This window comes from Vitiosangium sp. GDMCC 1.1324 (assembly GCF_003044305.1).
In the GTDB taxonomy this organism is placed as follows: Bacteria; Myxococcota; Myxococcia; order Myxococcales; family Myxococcaceae; genus Archangium.
The window spans coordinates 199,780-216,888 of the sequence record NZ_PZOX01000001.1 but is presented as its reverse complement, the minus strand read 5'-3'; the positions used below and the strand labels follow the sequence as shown (position 1 = coordinate 216,888).

13 protein-coding genes are annotated in these 17,109 nt (G+C 69.9%); 7 read left to right on the top strand and 6 right to left on the bottom strand.

Features of this window, described 5'->3' with window-relative positions:
* Positions 1-83: 83 nt before the first annotated feature.
* Both DAT35_RS00775 and DAT35_RS00770 read left to right on the top strand, forming a co-directional pair.
* Positions 84-932: an Ig-like domain-containing protein gene (locus DAT35_RS00775; protein ID WP_108064937.1), complete on the top strand. Its 849-nt coding sequence runs from the start codon at positions 84-86 to the stop codon at positions 930-932.
* A gap of 88 nt (positions 933-1,020) precedes the next feature.
* Complete coding sequence (locus DAT35_RS00770) at positions 1,021-4,104, top strand: cyclic nucleotide-binding domain-containing protein (protein ID WP_108064936.1); 3,084 nt, start codon at positions 1,021-1,023, stop codon at positions 4,102-4,104.
* Here DAT35_RS00770 and DAT35_RS00765 read toward each other — a convergent pair.
* Positions 3,995-5,425 carry a hypothetical protein gene (locus DAT35_RS00765; RefSeq protein ID WP_146209526.1) on the bottom strand — a complete coding sequence of 477 codons (1,431 nt, stop codon included), beginning with the start codon at positions 5,423-5,425 and terminating at the stop codon, positions 3,995-3,997. The genes DAT35_RS00770 and DAT35_RS00765 overlap by 110 nt on opposite strands.
* Before the next feature lie 111 nt (positions 5,426-5,536).
* Between DAT35_RS00765 and DAT35_RS00760 the strand changes: the two genes are divergently transcribed.
* Positions 5,537-7,144, top strand: a complete 1,608-nt coding sequence (locus DAT35_RS00760; protein ID WP_108064934.1) for a bifunctional UDP-sugar hydrolase/5'-nucleotidase — start codon at positions 5,537-5,539, stop codon at positions 7,142-7,144.
* A 105-nt stretch (positions 7,145-7,249) separates the two neighbouring features.
* Here DAT35_RS00760 and DAT35_RS00755 read toward each other — a convergent pair whose 3' ends face one another.
* Both DAT35_RS00755 and DAT35_RS00750 read right to left on the bottom strand, forming a co-directional pair.
* Positions 7,250-9,130: an ATP-binding protein gene (locus DAT35_RS00755; protein ID WP_108064933.1), complete on the bottom strand. Its 1,881-nt coding sequence runs from the start codon at positions 9,128-9,130 to the stop codon at positions 7,250-7,252.
* A gap of 249 nt (positions 9,131-9,379) precedes the next feature.
* Positions 9,380-10,666 carry a GAF domain-containing sensor histidine kinase gene (locus DAT35_RS00750; protein ID WP_108064932.1) on the bottom strand — a complete coding sequence of 429 codons (1,287 nt, stop codon included), beginning with the start codon at positions 10,664-10,666 and terminating at the stop codon, positions 9,380-9,382.
* A 146-nt stretch (positions 10,667-10,812) separates the two neighbouring features.
* On the opposite strand from DAT35_RS00750, the gene DAT35_RS00745 reads away from it, so the two are divergent.
* Positions 10,813-11,283 carry a putative toxin-antitoxin system toxin component, PIN family gene (locus DAT35_RS00745; protein ID WP_199242763.1) on the top strand — a complete coding sequence of 157 codons (471 nt, stop codon included), beginning with the start codon at positions 10,813-10,815 and terminating at the stop codon, positions 11,281-11,283.
* 12 nt (positions 11,284-11,295) lie between these two features.
* On the opposite strand, the gene DAT35_RS00740 is transcribed toward DAT35_RS00745, so the two are convergent.
* Genes DAT35_RS00740 through DAT35_RS00730 form a run of 3 tightly spaced genes read right to left on the bottom strand, consistent with a single transcriptional unit; the run spans position 11,296 to position 12,799 of the window.
* The gene (locus DAT35_RS00740) at positions 11,296-11,604 is read right to left on the bottom strand and encodes a Carotenogenesis protein CarS (protein WP_108064930.1); all 309 of its coding nucleotides are present in this window, start codon (positions 11,602-11,604) and stop codon (positions 11,296-11,298) included.
* Positions 11,601-12,260, bottom strand: a complete 660-nt coding sequence (locus tag DAT35_RS00735) for a DUF1109 domain-containing protein (RefSeq protein WP_108064929.1) — start codon at positions 12,258-12,260, stop codon at positions 11,601-11,603. Before DAT35_RS00735 ends, DAT35_RS00740 begins: the two co-directional genes overlap by 4 nt.
* Positions 12,260-12,799, bottom strand: coding sequence for an RNA polymerase sigma factor (locus DAT35_RS00730; RefSeq protein ID WP_108064928.1), 540 nt, complete (start codon positions 12,797-12,799; stop codon positions 12,260-12,262). Before DAT35_RS00730 ends, DAT35_RS00735 begins: the two co-directional genes overlap by 1 nt.
* A gap of 149 nt (positions 12,800-12,948) precedes the next feature.
* On the opposite strand from DAT35_RS00730, the gene DAT35_RS00725 reads away from it, so the two are divergent.
* From DAT35_RS00725 to DAT35_RS00715, 3 genes are all read left to right on the top strand, one after another.
* Complete coding sequence (locus DAT35_RS00725) at positions 12,949-15,105, top strand: cation:proton antiporter (RefSeq protein WP_108064927.1); 2,157 nt, start codon at positions 12,949-12,951, stop codon at positions 15,103-15,105.
* A gap of 60 nt (positions 15,106-15,165) precedes the next feature.
* Positions 15,166-15,984: a helix-turn-helix domain-containing protein gene (locus DAT35_RS00720; protein WP_108064926.1), complete on the top strand. Its 819-nt coding sequence runs from the start codon at positions 15,166-15,168 to the stop codon at positions 15,982-15,984.
* A 195-nt stretch (positions 15,985-16,179) separates the two neighbouring features.
* Positions 16,180-17,103, top strand: a complete 924-nt coding sequence (locus tag DAT35_RS00715) for an alpha/beta fold hydrolase (RefSeq protein WP_199242762.1) — start codon at positions 16,180-16,182, stop codon at positions 17,101-17,103.
* Positions 17,104-17,109: the final 6 nt, after the last annotated feature.

Here is a 17,109-nt window from a genome sequence, read left to right as displayed (position 1 = left end):
GTGTTCTCTTTTGTGCGTGTGATGCACCGGTCATCTTGAGGGGTCCCGCGGCGTCGGCCACCGTCGTCGAGGGACCACTCCTGGTGAAGCTCTCCGTCCAGGCGGTAGACCCCAATGGAGGAGCGCTCACCTACACCTGGAGACAGCTCCCCGCGTCACCCGAGGGGACGTTCAGCGACCCTGCCTCACCTACGCCGGCCTGGCTCGCGCCGGTGGTGAAGTCGCCCACGACCTTCACGCTCCAGGTCACCGTGACGAACTCGAACGGGGGCACCACACAGGCCGACATCCAGGTGAAGGTCCAGCCTCCGTCGGAGCGGACCAATCGAGCACCGGTGATCTCCGGAACGCCGGCGTTCTCGCCCTCGTGGGTGAAGGCCGGAGACACCCTCACGCTCTCGGTGCGGGCGAGTGATCCGGACGGAGATGCCCTCACGTATCTCTGGCGCCAGCTCGGCCCCACGCCCCAGGGCACCTTCGTCTCGGGCGCGGAGGGCGAGAGCGTCACCTGGTACTCGCCAGCGATGGGTGCGCAAACGGACTTCACCTTCGAGGTGCTCGTGTCCGATGGCCATGGAGCCACGGTGAGCCGGACGGTGAAGGTGCCGGTGCGGATGCCCCACTACGCCCAGGACATCCAGGTGCTCTGGGAGACGCTGTGCTCCCAGTGTCACGGCAAGAGTGGCGGGTTGGATCTGCTGCGGGGCCGGAGCCATGCGGCGCTCGTCCAGGTGCGGGCGGAGACGCAGGCCTGCGAGGACTTCATGCGGGTGGCCCCCGGCGACCCGGAGTCCTCCGCGCTGGTGATGAAGCTCTCCGGCACGCAATGCGGCAGCCGCATGCCTCGCAACAACCCGGAATACTTCGATGCCCACCCGGGCGAACTCGTGAGCATCCGCTCGTGGATTCTCGGCGGCGCTCCCGAGGATTGACCGGAGCCCACCCGCCCGCCTGCTCGCTCGCTCGGGGTCCCGCTTCGTCCTGGAAATTCCGGTTTTCGGAAGGTAGACTGGCTGACCCGTGGCAGCCCAAGAGTCGCAGTCCTGGGGCCACCGCCTGTGGCCCGCGGCAACGTTCCAGTTCGCCCTCATCGCTGGCGTCACGCAGCTCAAGACGGCTGCCAACGCACTGGTGCTTTCGCGCTTCGAGTCGCACACGATGCCCTACCTGTACCTGGTGGGCGCGCTGCTCGTGGCCACGCTGACGCTGCTGCCGCGCCGGGAGCCGGGCACGGCGAGCGAGTCGCTGAGCATCCTCACCGCAGTGGGAGGAGTGGGGGTGCTGGGACTGGCGGTGGGCGTGTCCCTGGGCCAGAGGACTCCGGCGCTGGTGCTGTACCTCTTCGTGGACGCCTTCACCACGTTCATCTCCCTGCGCTTCTGGGGGCGGATGGCGTCGGCCTTCGACGCACGCGAGGCCCGGCGGGCCTTCACCGCGCTCAACGGGGTGGGCATGGCGGGAGGCATGCTGGGCGGTCTGCTGGTGCAGGGACTGGCCGAGCGGCTCGGCACCGCCGCCATCGTGGTGAGCGGGGCGCTGTCGCTCTTCGCCGCGGGAGGGGCCTTCCACTTCCACCACGGCGGGGCGCCGCAACCCTCGCGCCCCCGCCACCTGGCTCCGCCCGTGGCGGCCTGGGAGTACCTCGCCACCAGCAGCTATGCCCGGGTGCTGGCGGCGCTGGGCGTGAGCTTCGCGGTGCTCTCCTCCTTCGTCGACTACCTCTTCCGCCTGCGCGTGGAGAACACGCTCAGCGAGGACGGGCTGGCGGCGCTCTTCGGCTCGCTCCAGCTGTGGATCGGCCTGGTGTGCGTCGTCTTCCAGCTGCTGTTGGCCGAGCGGCTGCTCAAGCGGCTCGGGCTGATGCGCTACCTGGCGCTGCTGCCCGGGGCGATGGCGCCACTGGCCGTGGCCTCGCTGGTGACGCGCGAGCTGTGGCCGGTGCACCTGCTGCGGCTGCTGGAGAACGCGGTGAACTACTCGCTGCTGCCGGTGGGCGTGCAGCTGCTGTACGCGGCCGTGCCGGACGAGGAGCGCGAGGCGCTGCGCGGCGCGGTGGAGGGGCTCTTGCGCAAGGGCGGCACGGTGCTGGCGGGCGTGCTGCTGATCGGCGCGGGCCGCATGGCCGATGGCGTCACCATGGCGCTCGTGGTGGTGGGCGTGTGCGGGTTGCTCGGCGTGCTGCTGCTGCGCCTGAGGCCGGCCTACGTGGAGGCGCTGGGCGAGCAGGTGGGCGCCACCTCCGAGGACGACGAGGCGCTGGGCCGCGAGGATCGCCGGCTGCTGGTGGAGGCGCTGGGCTCGAGCGCACCGGAGCGGGTGCTCAACGCGATGGAGCTCCTGTCCCAGGAGGGGCTGTCGCTGCAGCCGCACCTGTCCGTGCTGCTGCGCCACACGCATGAGCGGGTGCAGGAAAAGGCCGTGTCCCTGGCGCTGGAGCTCGGGGCCACCGAGACGGCGCCGCTGCTGGAGCAGCTGGTGACACAGGGCACCCGCCGCCCCCGGGACAGCGCGGTGTGGGCGTTGGCGAAGCTGGCACCGGAGCGGGCCGAGGTGCTGCTACCACCGCTGCTGCAGAGCGCGGACGTGGGGCTGCGCTGCGCGGCCATTGGCGCACTGCTGACCACGAAGTGGCGCGCGGCGGCGCTGGTGTCCCTGGGGGCGCTGGCGGCCCGGGGCACGCAGGCCCCGGTGGCGGATCGCCGCGAGGTGGCCCGGCTGTTCGGCAGGCTGAAGGACCCGAGCTACACGCCCATGCTGACGTCCTTCCTGGGAGATCCAGACAGCTCGGTGCGGCGCGTGGCGGTGCGCTCCGTGGGCGAGGGTGGCTACGTGAAGCTGGCGCCCCGGCTGCTGACCTTCATCACCTGGCGCGAGGAGCGGCGCGAGGCACGCGAGGCCCTGGCCGCGCTGGGTGACGAGGTGACGCCGCTGCTGGAGACGACGCTCAACGATCTCTCCGCGCCGCTGACCATGCGGCTGCAGGTGCCACGCGTGCTGCGCCACATCGGGACGCCGGCGGCGCTGCACGCCCTGCTCTTCTCCAACGTGCGCGACGACGCCCGGCTGCACTTCCGCATCGGCGCGGAGCTCTCCCGCCTGCGGGACGAGCACCCCGAGCACCCGGTGGATCAGGACCGCGTGCGCGAGGCCCTGGGGCGGCGGCGCGAGGTGTACCGCGCCCTGGTGGAGCCCTTCCGCGACCTGCGCGCGGAGCTGGGAGACCATTCACTGCTCACGCGCGTGGTGGGAGATCGGCTGGACCAGGCCCTGGAGCTGTCCTTCTTCCTGCTGGGCCTGCTGCACCCGCCCCAGGTGATGCGGCGCGTGCACCAGCAGGTGGCGGGACAGGATGCGCGGCGGCGGGCCTACGCGCTGGAGCTGCTGGAGACGCTGACGGACGAGGAGGACCGGGCGCTGGTGCGCGAGCAGGTGGAATCACACCACCGGGATCTGCCTCCCGGCACGCCGGGTCAGCTGGAAGCACACCTCGCGTGGCTGTGCCGCAGCGAGGATGTGGTGCTGCGCGGGTGCGCGCGCTACGTGGCGGGCCGGATCGGCTTGGATCTGCCGCCGCCGCAGGAGGGAGACATGAGTCAGGCGACGGTGCAGAAGCTGTTCCTCATGGAGGAGGTGCACGTCTTCTCGCAGAGCGACGTGGACGACGTGGCGGCGGTGGCGGCGATCGCCCGCGAGGCCCGCTTCCGCGCGGGCGAGCGCGTCTACAGCCAGGGCGATCCGGGCGACGCGCTCTACGTCATCGTCGAGGGCGCGGTGGACGCCATCAGCAACGGCGAGCACGTGCTGCGCATGCGCGCCAAGGAGACGTTCGGCGACCTGAGCCTGCTGGACGGAGCCCCCCGCCCCAACGACATCATCGCGGTGGAGGACACGCGGGTGCTGGTCATCGACCGGCGCGACTTCCTCGATCTGCTGGCGGACCGCCCCGAGCTGCTCACGGGCTTCTTCCGCGCGGTGAGCCAGCAACTGCGCGCCGTCATGCAGTCCGCCGAGGCGAGGCAGGCGGGGGAGTTGTTGGAGCTGGGGGGGCACCCGAAGAATCAGGAGGAGCAGCCCCCAGTCCCGGAGCAGAAGGCCGCGAGCTAGCGCTCGCCTCCACCGAGCCGGCCGCGTCCGCCAGGAGCAGGTGGGAGGCGGCCACGGGGATGACGGGGCGCAGGAAGCACTTCACCACGGGGAGCGCCGCGAACGCCCGCGTCACCGCGAGCCCGCTGAAGCTCCAGGGCTGCCGCTCCACACTGGCGATCGGGGAGAACACGGGCCGGGTGACGGCCGTCCACACCGAGCCGTAGGTCCCCATCGGCCCGCGCAAGGGCACCAGGTGCGAGGTGGCCCAGCGCCAGCCGCGCAGGAACCAGGGCTCGCGGGGAGTGGGCTCGTTCCAGGCCAGGGAGCTCTTGCCGGCGGTGAAGACCACGAACCACCAGGTCCCCCACACGGACAGCAGCGCGGTGAAGACGCTGTCGCCTCCCCAGATGAGCGGTAGCTTGACGAGCCAGAGCAGGGGCGTCGCGACGGCGAACACCAGCAGGGCCCGCCAACGGCGCTTCATCTTGTTGCGCAGCCACTGCATGTTGAGCCGGACGCGCGGGGAGAACGCCTCGTCCTCCGGCGGAATCCCTGAGAGCAGGCTCGCCTCGCGCGCGAGCGCCGTGTGGTAGTCGCGCGACAGGGCGATGACGATCCACTGGGCGAGGTGCAGCGAGGACAGGAACGTCGCCCAGTACACCACCTGATGCACGGTGCGTTTGCGAGGGCGCTCGGCGTCCTTCGCGGACTCCTTCGCGGCCTTCTGGCTCTCCCGGGCCTCCTTCTCCTCGCGCAGGGACTCCTTCGCCTCGCTCACGACCTCCTTCGCCTTGCGCAGGGACTCCTCCACCTTGGCCCGCACCTCGTCCCCATCCGCGCCCGCCTTCTCGGCGAGCGCGGCCACCTTCTCGGCCGCCTTCTCGAACTGCTCCGCCTGCCGCACGGCCTCCTCGGCCCGCACCTGGGCGTCCGCCGCGGCTTCCTCCGCATCGGCCTGGGCCTCCTCCACCTGCTCGGACCAGTCCTCGGGCCCGACGCTCTCCACGACCTCCTTGCCCGAGCCCGTGAACAGCGCCGCCAGCGCGATGATGACGGCCGTCTGGGTGAGGCTCACCCGCAGGTAGCGCGACCGGGTCGTCTTGTCCGCCAGCAGGGCCCTCGCCAGATGGAACGGCAGGCTCAGGCCATGGACGAACTGTCCCAACCGATTCACTGGCAACGGAACCTGTCGCTGGTGGAAGTGCTCCGCGCCCCGACGCACGTCCTCCCACACCTGCCGGAGCATCCGCTCCTGAGCGGAGGCGGGCCCGGCCTCATGACTTCCCCCGTCCTGCTCCTTCACCGGAGGGGGCGGAACACCCTTCTGCTGACTCTGCACGCCCCGACCCTACCACGGAGGGCGGAGGGAGGCGGGGTCCCCCTTTTTCGCGACCCCCGGGGGGAGGTGTGCTATTCGCGCGGTCGTATCGCCAACAAATTCGGAGCCCTCATGCATCAAGAGTCCGATTCCAAGCCGGCGGCGGGGAGCAACCCGTGGCGCCGTGCTTCCGGTGTGGTGGCCTTCGCCCTCGTGGGCGCGCTCACCGGTTGCGACAAGAATTCCGCTCAAGAGCACAAGCCCGCCGAGACCGCCCAGCCGGCGCAGGCGCCCGCGGCCCAGCCCCCCGCCCCCAAGCCGACCATGGTGACGGTGCTCGTCACCGGCAGCCCCAATGGCCAGCTCCTGTCCACCACCTCCGAGGAGGGAAAGCCAACCACCGGCGCCGCCGAGCTGCTCGGCTGGTGGGAGGCCAAGGAGAAGCACTGTGCGGGCCAGGTGAAGGACGGTGTCGCGCCCTGTAAGGACGCCTCCACGCTGGCGCTGACCATCGGCGATGCGTGGAACGGCCCGGCCATCTCCTCCTTCTTCTATGGCGAGCCCACCGCCGTGGCGATGGGCCAGATGGGCTTCGCCGCGTCCGCCCTGGGCAACCACGAGCTGGACTACGGGCTGGAGCAGTTCCAGAAGAACCACCTGGCGGGCGGCTTCCCCTTCCTGGCGGCCAACCTGAAGGTGAAGGATTCCGCCCTGGCCAAGGGCTGGCATCTGCCGGGCTACAAGGTGTTCGAGCGCCAGGGCCTGAAGATTGGCGTGGTGGGCCTGACCTCGCCCAAGACGGTGACCACGGCGATGGCCGGGCGCGCCGAGGGCCTCGAGGTCATCCCCGACGAGCAGGCGCTGACGGAGGCGGTGGCCGCGGCCCAGAAGGACGGAGCGGACACCGTCGTGGTGCTCGCGGACGAGTGCCCGACCAACCTCGAGCCGGTGGTGGGCAAGCACCCCGAGTGGAAGGTGTCGCTGGTGGCCGGTGGCCGCTGCCTGCAGCCGGTGGACACCAAGCAGGGCAATACCTCCTATGTGTCGCTGGGCCTGGGCTTCGACAAGTACCTGCGCGCCGCCTACACCTACGATGCCTCCAAGCCCGAGGGTGAGCAGGTGACGGGCGTGGAGACGTCGCAGGTGGACGTCACGGGCGGCGAGGGTGCTCCGGCGCCGAACGCCGAGCTCGCGAAGAAGATCTCCGACTACAAGACCCGGCTGGACACGGCCCTGGGCGAGCAGATCGGCTTCACGAAGAAGGCCTTCGACAAGAACTCCAAGCAGCTGCTCACCTGGGTGACGGGCGCCATCCGGGAGCAGCTGGGCACGGACGCGGTGGTGCTCAACCGCAAGGGCTTCCGCGAGGGCCTGCCCGCGGGCAAGGTGACCAAGGGCAGCGTGTACTCGGTGTTGCCGTACGAGAACTCGCTGATGGTGGTGGAGGTGAAGGGCGCGGATCTGGCGCACCAGCTGGAGAACCCGGAGGCGGTGTTCTCCGGCTTCACCGCGGCCGGCAAGGGCAAGTTCAAGGACGCCAAGGGCAAGCCGCTGGATCCGAAGAAGGAGTACAAGGTCGCGACGATCGAGTACCTGTACTTCGGCGGTGACGGCTTCGAGTTCGAGAAGCTGGACCCCGAGCCGGGCGAGACGGGCATGTCGTGGCAGACCCCCGTCATCGACTGGACGAAGACCCAGGCCACCACCGAGGCGAAGCCGCTGGACAAGGTGGTCAAGTAGTCCGCGGTCCCTCGTCTCCCCAGGGCCCGGTGTCCCCCCTTCCCTCTCCCGCCAGGAAGAGGGCCAGGGTGAGGGTGCCGGGCCCTTCGTCTTTCGAGGGCCGCGTCACACGAGGGCAACGGCTTCGCGCTCGGGCGATGCGTGCCCCGTCCCCTCCTCGGCGGATGGCTCGGTGGGCAGCACGAGGGTGAAGGTGGCGCCCTGTCCCCGCCCGGCGCTCGTGCAGGAGAGCGCACCTCGCATCTCCCCGGCCGCCAGCGCGCTGATGTGCAACCCGAAGCCGTGCCCATCCCGCTTCGTCGTGAAGCCCTGGGTAAAGAGGCGCGGCAGGTTCTCCGGGGCGACGCCCACCCCGTTGTCCACGACCTCGATGCGCAGCTTCCCACCCGCCGCCCACCCCACCCGGAGCGTGAGCTGTTTGTCCGCGCGCTCGCTCTCCAGCAGCGCGTGACGCGCGTTGCTCACGAGGTTGAGGAGGATCTGCAACAGCTTGTGCCGATCCACCCAGACCGGCTGCACCGGGGCGTACTCCCGCCGCACCTGGATGCCCACCCGCTCAAAGGACAGGGCGTGCAGGCGCAGCGCGTCGTCGAGCAGCTCCGGCACCGGCAGCAACTCCACCACCCCCGACGCGCGCGCGTGCTGCTGCTGCATGCACACCACCGCCTTGATGTGGTCCACGCACTGGCACAGCGTGCGCACCTCCGCCAGCACCTCGTCGCGCTCCTGCGTGAGCCGCCGCGCCAGCGCCTTCAGGTAGACCGGAACCTGCTGCCCCCGCGCGTCCTGGGTGAGGAAATGGCCCAGGTCCCCCGCGTGCGCGTCCAGCAGCTCCATCGCCTGGCTCATGCCGGACACGTGCAGGCGGTGCAGCCGCTCGGTCACCAGCCCCGCTGACACGTTCACGCTGTTGAGCGCGTTGCCCACGTTGTGCAGCACGCCCGTGGCGATCTCCGCCATGCCCGCCTGCCGCGACACGTCCAGCAGGTTGCGGTGCATCTCGCTCAACCGGGCCTCGGCCGCCTTGCGCGCCGTGATGTCGCGCCCGAAGAGCGTCGTCCCCACCACGCGCTCCCCCTCCCCCCTCACCGGGCTCACGGTCAGCTCCACCGTGAGGGTCCACTCCCTCGTCGGGAGGATCAGCTCCTGCTTCACGCGCTCCCCTCCCAGCGCCCGGACCATGAACCCGAGCCACCTCGCCCGCTCCTCCGGTGGAAACTCGCCAAAGGCGAACGCTCCCTTGCGCAGCTCCCGTCCCACCACCCGCAGGAAGAGCTGCCTCGCCGCGTCGTTGGCGGTGACCACGCGCCCCTCCGAGTCCAGGGAGATCACCACATCATCCGTACTCTCGATGAGGCTGACGAGCTGGCCCTCGCTCTCGCGCAGCGTCCGCAGCATCTGCTCGACCATCGCCTGCGCCTCGTCTCGCGCGGAGATGAACAACCAGCCCACCGCCCACGCGCACAGCACGTAGATGGCCGCGAAGCTGCACAGCATCGGGCCGCGGCCTTCCAGCGAGCCCCAGGTGTGGAGCGGAAAGACCAGGCCCACGTTCACCGCGGCGGCAACGGAGAAGACCAGACCCAGGCGCCACCCCAGCAGGTAGACCGACACCACCGGGACGAGCATGAGCGAGGCGTGTGCGGCCACCGCCAGATCCCTCATGTACAGGCTGTGGGTGATCATCCCTCCAGTCACCAGGGAGCACAGTAGCAGCGCCAGCGGCCGGGTCGAGGTCGCCCGGCGCAGCAGCAGCAGCACCACCGCGAACCCCAACGCGCACGCCGATCCCACCACGGTGATGGTCAGCGGAATCGGGTTCACCAGCCCCTGGAGCAGGACCAGCGTGACGCACAGAATGAGTCCCCAGCACACCCCGGCCAGCAGCCGGGCCCGGCCGAGCTCCAATGGAGAAGACCGGCGCAAGGACTCCGATAGGAAGCCATCCAACAGCTCCACGAACCACGCGCGTGGACTCTGGCCCATCGTCTTCCCCCCTGATTGAGACATTCGAAGCTTCAACCAGGCATTCGGCACCGTTCAACGTCAGCACCCGGGAATCTGCGGTAATTCGGATATTGCGGCGCATCCGGCGACGCTGAACGCACCCTGGTTCACAGTTGCCCCCTGCGCCGCGGTTCCGCGGAGCGGAGCACCCCCCTGTCCTGCGGCCGTGGAACCTGGCCACGGGCGGGCGCCGGGCGTCTCGTGGCCCTGAGTGGAGTCCCCTCTCCCTCAGCCCGTGGCTTCGCGCAGCGCCTGGATGGGACTCGCCTGGCACCTGGGCAGGTGGACCGTGAACGAGGTGCCCTGCTCGGCGGTGGAGCGCACCCGGATATACCCGCCATGGGCCTGGACAATCTGGTTCACGATGAAGAGCCCCAGGCCCACCGAGTCATGACCGTCGCTTCGTCCCCGCCGGAACGGCTCGAACAGGACCGGCAGGAGATCCTTGGGAATGACGGGACCGAAGTTGTGCACCTCGACACTGGGCTCGCCGTTCCAGGACTCCACACGCAGTGTGACCGGCCGATCCGGATGGCCATACTGGAGCGCGTTGCCGAGCAGGTTCGCCAGCACCTCGGCCAGCCGGTGGGGATCCCACATGCCGTGTATCTCCTCGGCGACGAAGTCGATCTGCCGCTCGGGGAACGCGGTCCGTGCCTCCTCGACGACGGAGCGTGCGACGTCATCCAACCGCGCATCTTCGAGGTCCAACGGCAGTCCTCCCTGCGCCTTGAGCCGCGCGTACTCGAGCACCTCCTCCACCAGACGCCGGGCGCGCTCCACGCAGGAGAGGATGCGCCGGACGTTCACCAGGTCATTCCCCCCGACCGTGCCGCGCCGGATGAGCGACTGGGATGCGAGCGAGATGGCACCGAGCGGATTCTTCAGATCGTGCGCGACGACCGGGATCAGCCGCGCGAGCGTGGGATCCTCCTCGACACGAGATGTTCCCTCCGAGAAGGCGAGCCGCAACCGGAGGTGCTCGGCCTCCTGCTGGAGCTCGACCCGGCTCAAGGCGGCGAGCGCGGCCTCGGCGATCATCTCCACCAGGAACAGCTCGCGCTCGCTCGCCTTGTGGTTTCGAGCCCAGTACACGCCAATCGAGCCGCGAGGCTGCTCATGACCGATCGGCACCATGGCGAGGCTCCTGACGAACGTGGGACGGTAGGCCTCGATCGGGATACGGGGATCGACGTAGATGTCCTCGATCACCGCCGCCTGGCGGTTCATGATCGCCCAGCCGGAGATGCACATCTTCGCGGGGAACCTGCGGCCCTTCCAGAGGCGCTCGGGCGACTCCTCCTCGGCGTAGTAGACGAGCTCGCCTTCGCTCAGCACGAACGTGACGCCGTCCGCTCCCACGAGCCGCTTCACGAGCCCACAGACGCGATGGGCGATGTCGCGGACATCCTGTGCTTGAGCGAGCAGGCGGGAGGCTTCCAGGAGTTGAAGGACATCCTGGAAGGAAACTCCCACCTTCTCCGCTCGAGCTTCCAGGTCCATCGACGTGAGCATCTGCACGTTCGCCTCCGGAAAGCCCCGCGAACAGGCAGCGCCTCCCCGCCACAGATCACACTCTCAACCCGATGCCGGGCGGCGATGTTTCCCCGGTCGATGAGCCACTACACTGCCACCCCTCCACCCAAGCCCGGACGACCAGCATGTCCCGCGCCCCCTCCGCTCCGCTCCACGCTCCGCCGCGCCTGGTGCTCGACACCAACGTGGTCCTGGACCTGCTGGTGTTCGATGACCCCGCCGTGCGCCCCCTGGTCCAGAGCCTCACAGCGGGCGAGTTCACCGCGTGGGTGGATGGGGACACACTGGCGGAGCTGGAATACGTCCTTGCCTACCCCACCTTCGAACTGGACGAGGCTGCCCGGCAGGCGGCTTCCGAGCGCTATCGGAGCCTCGTGCACATGGCCACCGAGGACATGGTGCTCCCCGCGCAGCCCCTGCCCCGCTGCCGGGACCGGGATGACCAGAAATTCCTCGTGCTCGCCGCGCGAGTGGGTGCCACCTGGCTGGTGAGCAAGGACAAGCGGGTGCTGTCTCTGGCGGATCGCCCGGGTCTGCCTTTCGGCATCCTCACCTCGCGGCAATTGGCGGAGCGGCTGGTGCGCGAGGCGCGTTGAACGGGCATCCGCTCAGACGCGGGTCGACTGCCGCAGCTCGGAGAGCCGGCGCCGCGCCCATTCCGGAGCCAGCTCCAGCTCCTCCGGGAAGAACAGATCCTCGCCGAGGCCGTCGACACGCACCTGGATGAGCGGATCATGCGGGAACTGGAGGCGCGGCTCATCGAACACCAGCGCCACCACGACGCCGGTGCGGCCCAGGAAGTGCCGGTCCATGGAGGAGTCATCCGCCGAGACGCTCACGACCTTCACCGACTCGCCCATGCGCACGGGCGCGCCATCCACGTCCTCGACAACGATGAGAGAAGGGTCCTGGATCATGGGGCGAAAGACCGGGGCACGAGAAACCTCGAGAGGGTGAGCGTGGCGACGGCGACGAGCGCCCATGCGGACAGGTGGTAGCCCAGGACATGCCGCCAGCCCTGGGCGCACGCGAGCTCTCCCACGAAGGCCCCCGTCGTTCCCACGGACAGGCCGGCCAGCAGGGCGCGCAGGGGGCGGAAGGCGGCGCCCCGCAGGAGGACCACCGAGACCACCAGGGGGATGAGCGCCACTCCGACATGGCTGGCCGTGCAGACCCAGCCCGGGAGGGTCGGCTCCGCCTCGATGGAGGCCCGGGCGAAGACGAGCGCGGCGGCACTGGCCACCGCCATCCCCACCCCCACGAGCTGAAGCCTCCGTCCGCGCGGAGCCAGCGCGCCCCAGGCACACACCGCGCTGGTGGCCCACAACAACCCCAGCAGGGGCGCGCGGCCGAGCAGGAAGGAAAGGGACGTCTGACCCAGCACCAGCAGCACCCCGGCCACCACCGCCGTCAGGGCCGCCGACGCCACGAACATCCACGCGGCCTGCGTGCGCCAGCGCCGCACCGGGCGGTTGAGGGCCAGCTCCTCGCGAGCCGCGCTCAGCGCCCGCGCGATGACGGCGCCGTCGGTGTGGAGCTCCTCCGCGAGCAACCTGTCGATGGACGAGCGCATCAGGCCTCCCCCAGTTCGCCCAGCAGCAGCCGGAGCTTCTCGTAGCCGCGGTGGGCCCGGACCCGGGCCGCCACCGTGCTGATGCCTCGCATGGAGGCGATCTCCTCGAACGACCAGCCCTCGACCTTGCTGAGGAGGACCGCCTCGCGCTGCTCCGGGGGCAGTTGCTGGAGCGCGTTCTCGATGCGCTTGCGCATGCCAGGGTCGCCCACGTCGGGCGCGACCGACGAGGGCAGCGGGTCGCTCTCCTGGGAGTACGCCTCGGAGTGCTGGCGGCGGCGCAGGGCATCCCGCGCGGCGTTCGCGGCGATGGTCAGCAACCAGGGAGTGAAACGGGTCCCCGGCTCATACCGGCCCCTGGCCCGGATGACGGAGAGAAAGGTCGTCTGTAGCAGGTCCTCCGCGAGCGGGCCGTCCCGCACCATCCGCGTCAGGAATCCCTGCACCCGCCCGGCATGCCGGGCGAAGAGGGTCTCGAACGCAGCGTGTTCACCGTCGCAGAACCGATCCATGAGCTCTTCGTCCGTGGGACTTCCCATCCGCTGGCTCACGTACGCTCCACCCCGGAAAACGTTTCCGACCCCCCGAAATCTTCGTCCTCCCCCCAGGCGGCCTCTTGGGTTGACGCAGCGCCGCACCAGTTGATAAGTGCCTCCTTAACGCTTAACGAGCCCGTCATGGAGGACGAATGCACGCACTGGCCCACAACGCGCTCACCCTGCTCATCGTGCAATTCCTCGTGATCATGGGGGCGTCGCGGCTCATCGGGCGGGGTGCCCGGTGGCTGGGACAGCCCATGGTCATCGCCGAGGTGCTCGCGGGCATCCTCCTGGGCCCGTCGCTGCTGGGATGGCTGGCCCCGGGCGCCATGGAATGGCTGTTCCCCAACAGCTCCATGCCGGTGCTGAAGATGCTGAGCCAGGTGGGGCTCATCCTCTTCATGTTCCTCATCGGGCTGGAGCTGGACCCGCGGCTGCTCAAGGGGAAGGGGCACAGCTCGGTGGCCATCAGCCACACCAGCATCATCGTCCCGTTCGCGCTGGGAGCGGCGGCGGCGCTGTGGTTCTACCCGAGGCTGAGCGACCCCTCGGTGCCCTTCTCCTCCTTCGTGCTCTTCATGGGCGTGTCGATGAGCATCACCGCCTTCCCGGTGCTGGCGCGCATCCTCACCGAGAAGCGGCTGCTGCGCTCCAAGGTGGGTGCCATCGCCATCACCTGCGCGGCGGTGGACGATGTGACGGCGTGGTGCCTGCTGGCCTTCGTGGTCTCCATCGTGCGCGCCACGAGCCTGATGGAGGCGGGGCTCACCACGCTCCTGGCGCTGCTCTACATCGGCTTCATGATGGGGCTGGTGCGGCCCTTCCTGGCGCGGCTGGGGGCGCGCGTGGCGAGCAAGGATGGGCTCACCCAGAACGTGGTGGCCCTCACCCTGATGATGCTGCTGGCGTCCTCGTGGGCCGCGGAGCTCATCGGCATCCACGCCCTTTTCGGCGCCTTCATGATGGGGGCGGTCATCCCCAAGGAGGGCGGGCTGGCCGAGGCACTCGCCGAGAAGCTGGAGGACGTGGCGGTGGTGCTGCTGCTGCCGCTCTTCTTCGCCTTCAGCGGCCTGCGCACGCAGGTGGGGCTGCTCAACAGCGCCGAGGCGTGGCTCATGTGCGGCCTCATCATCCTCCTCGCGTGCCTGGGCAAGTTCGGCGGCAGCGCGGTGGCCGCGCGCCTCACCGGCCTGCGCTGGCGTGAGGCCGGCGCGGTGGGCGTCCTGATGAACACCCGCGGGCTGATGGAGCTCATCGTGCTCAACATCGGCCTGGACCTGGGCGTCATCTCCCCCACCCTCTTCACCATGATGGTGGTGATGGCGCTGGTGACGACGTTCATGACCACGCCGCTGCTGCGGTGGATCTACCCGCCCGAGGAGCTGGCCCGAGAGCAGGTGTCACTCGAGCCCGTGGCCCCGCTCCCGAACGCGGAGCCCTTCACCGTGCTGATGTGCGTGTCACACGGCCAGGCAGGAGCCGCCATGGTGACGCTGGGACGCGCGCTCACCAACAGCCCCGCGGAGCCCTCCCAGCTCTATGCCCTGCACCTCATCCCCCCGACGGAGCGCGCCTCCTTCCACCTGAGGCATGACCCGGAGAAGGCCAGTGGAAGCACGCTGGCGCCCATGCTGGGCCGCGCGAGCAGCCTCGGGCTGGAGCTCCGCCCGCTCTCCTTCGTCTCCGCCGAGCCCGGGCTCGACATCTGCCGCACCGCCGAGGCCAAACGCGCCGACCTCATCCTGCTCGGCTGGCACAAGCCCCTCTTCAGCCAGACAATGCTGGGCGGCACCGTGCACGAGGTGATGAGCGAGGCGGCCACGGACGTGGCCGTCCTGGTGGACCGGGGCCTGGAGAACATCCGCCGGGTGCTGGTGCCCTTCATCGGCAGCCAGCACGACCGGGCCGCGCTCGGGCTGGCCCGGCGGCTCCTCCAGCAGGGACAGGTGGAGATCACGCTCCTTCACGTCTCGTCGGGTGCCCACGGCCGGACGGGCGCGCGGACCCGGGTCGAGGAGCTCTTCCCGGAGGGCTCCGGGCGGGTGCGCTTCAAGGTGGTGGAGCACGAGTCTCCCGAGGATGCGGCGCTGGAGGAGGCGCGGAGCGGGTATGACCTCGTGGTGGTGGGCGTGGGTACGGAGTGGGGGCTGGAGGAGCGGCTCTTCGGGCTGCACCGCGAGCGCATCATCCGCGAGGCCTCCGCCTCGGTGCTGGTGGTACGCCACCCGGCTCCCACGCCCGCCGCCGAGTCCCTTTCCACGCCGGAGGCACCGGGAGAGCTCCCGGCCGGCGGTGCCGTGACCTGAACCACCGGACCGGGTGCCGCCCGGGCCGGGGTGTTTTCCCCATGAGGACCTGACGAAGCCATGCACCCGGGAGCGACCCTCCGATTGCTGCGCGTGGACGCGGGGTTGAGCCTGCGAGACCTGGCCCGGCGCATCGGCGTTTCCAGCGCATACCTGAGCCGGGTGGAGAACGGGCTGGACGCCGTTCCCACGCCGGAGCGGCTGACGGCCATCGCCCGCGAGCTGGACGTGCCGCCCCTGCTGCTGATGGACATCGCGCAGCGGGTGGGCCCGCTCGTGGTCACCTACCTCGAGCAGGAACCCAGCGCCGGCTCGCTCTTCCTGGACATCGCGCGGCGGCGGCTCACCGGAGCCCAGCTCGCCCGCCTGCGCGAAATCCTCGACGCGGAGTTCCCGGTGCGCGCGGCCGTGAGGGAGGAGCCCGCCCCGGCACTCGCCCCACTGCTGGCGCCCGAGCGGATGGTGCTCCAGCTCACCTGTGCCGCCCTGGACGATGCCCTGGACGTGGCCGCTGGCCGGCTCGCCCCCGCGTGTCCCGGACTGGGGGCGGCCCAGGTGGCGGCGGCGCTGAAGCGCCGCGAGGAGGAGGCCTCCAGCACGGTGGGCAGTGGCGTGATGGTCCCCCACGCCTTCGTGGCCGAGCTTCCCCCGCTGGCAGCCCTCGTGACCCTGGCGGAGCCGCTCCGGGCCGAGACGCCGGATGGCATGCCGCTCCGGTTGCTGCTGGTGCTCATTGGAGGGGAGCACGGCCGGCAACGGCTCCTGCGGCTCGCCCACATGGCGCGCCTGGCCAGCCGAGGCCTCGCGGAGCGGCTGCTCGATGCACAACACCCGCAACAGGTGTTCGAGCGGCTCGTGGAGCTGGAAGCACTCCGCTGACATTGTTGGGAGGGATTGGCTCCATATTGAGCAGGGTTTGGTTCCTTGAGGAGCCGGTGTCTGCTTTTGAACACCGAGCCTCGAGCGCTCCATTCGTCAGATAACTGGAAAATCCATGAAAAACCGCTTGCCCTGAGAGTACCCGCTCGGGCATGAGACACGGCGTTACAGTTCAGGACCCCGGGGGGATCCACAGTGAAGACGCTTCACACGGAAGAGATGCGCCAGGAACGCCCTGTGCTGAAGGGGCTGACCCTTCGCGCCAACGGACTGAAGTTCTCCGCCCTGGAGATGGGAGAAGGGCCGGAGGCCGTCTTCTGCCTGCACGGCTTTCCCGACCACGCCCGCTCCTTCCGCGAGCAACTGCCCGCGCTGGCCGGGGCTGGCTACCGCGTCATCGCGCCGACACTCCGAGGCTATGAGCCCTCGTCCCAGCCGCACGATGGGGACTACCACCTGGTGCACCTGGCGGAGGATCTGCTGGGGTGGATGACGGACCTGGGCGTGCGCAAGGCGCACCTCATCGGTCACGACTGGGGCGCGGTGATCGGCTACGCCGCCACGGCGATGGCACCGGAGCGCTTCCACTCGTTCTCCGCGCTGGCGGTGCCCCACCTGCACAACCCGCTCGACGCCTACCGGCGCATGCCCGGCCAGCTGCGCAACTCCTGGTACTCGTTCTTCTTCCAGCTCCGGAAGGTGTCGGACCTCGCGACGCGGTGGGACGACTTCCAGCTCATCGAGAAACTCTGGCGCGACTGGTCCCCGGACTGGCGCTGGCCCGAGGAGGAGATGATCGCGCTCAAGAAGACCTTCCGGCAGCCCGGCGTGGTTCACGCGGCACTCGGCTATTACCGAGCCGTCTACTCACTGTGGTCCCCCACGACGTGGCGGTCCCACAAGCTGCTCCAGTCTCCCGTCCGGGTGCCCACGCTCGCGCTTACCGGCGCGCGGGATGGATGCCTCGACACGCGCATGTTCGATCTCATGCGGCCGGAGGACTTCCCGGTGGGCCTGCGCATCGAGCGCCTCCAGGGCGCGGGGCACTTCCTGCACCAGGAGAAACCAGCCGAGGTGAACCGGCTCCTCGTGGAGTGGCTCGGCCGGCACCGGGGCTGAGACCGG